Source organism: Thalassotalea sp. G20_0, from assembly GCF_017744175.1.
Lineage (GTDB): Bacteria > Pseudomonadota > Gammaproteobacteria > Pseudomonadales > Endozoicomonadaceae > Endozoicomonas.
Map to the genome: position 1 here is coordinate 1 of NZ_JAGHQV010000285.1, position 919 is coordinate 919.

A 919-nucleotide genomic window follows, 5' to 3' on the forward strand; every position below is an offset into this window, starting at 1 on the left:
TCCTAATACATACAAAAAAATATTTTGTTTTATGTGGAATGTAAATAGTTATCTGTGAATCATTTTAAGGATGCGGAACAAAAGGCATTCTTTATCAGAGTATGAAATTTAAGTTCACAGAATGTTTCCCAGAAAACGGGGGAGAGAGTATCAGCAAATTGCGTAAGTCCGGATCTGGTATCTGGAGGCTCTCAGTCCTATGAGGTGTCTATTTGTTAAATACCAGAATTTTGACTGCATGGACACATTGCAGCACAGCGCGCCATCAACAGTAGAAGTGGTCACTTCTAACAGCAGGCCGGTCCATTTTGGACAGCGCCACTATCTGACAATAGACCTGTCGCTTTACCAAGGAAAGGTTCCAGTGCCTGTAATTGATTCAGGGTCGGTTCGACTTCTTTCTTATCATTCGGTGCCTGCGTCACATGACGGGTAATGATCAGGCCACTTTCTACGTCAACCGACGCCTGGGCATTATAGGCCTGCTCAAACGCGCCTCCGGAAGTGGGCATGATGCGGGATTCCTTATCGGTCAGATTGACCTGGTCTTTCTCTCTGGCTCCCGGCTCCGGTGGGCAAGGTGCCTTTCCCGGATTCTTGCGTTCCTGACGACGCTCCATTTTTTTATCGTATTCAGCCTTTTCCTGCTGATAACGCTCTTCTGCACGACGCTCTATTTCCGCCTTAGCTTCAGCGATGACGGCCAGACGGTCTTCCCGCCGTTTGATTTCATCGGGAATGGACAGTCCATCCGGAAGCTCGTTGATATTGGCCTTTTCAGCCATTGCCATCAACTCTGCCACTTCCTGTTTGAGTTGTTCTTCCAGCTGACAGGCATACTTGTAGCTCAGCGCTTTATGCTTGCTGGCGCTGGCCTTAATCTTGGTTCCATCGAGACTGACATGACCGAGTTTCAACC

At 47.9% G+C, this 919-nt stretch carries 1 pseudogene; it reads right to left on the bottom strand.

Annotated features, from left to right (window positions below):
• Positions 1-287: 287 nt before the first annotated feature.
• Positions 288-919 (bottom strand): annotated as a pseudogene (locus J7438_RS26075) (IS5/IS1182 family transposase); the annotation flags it as partial.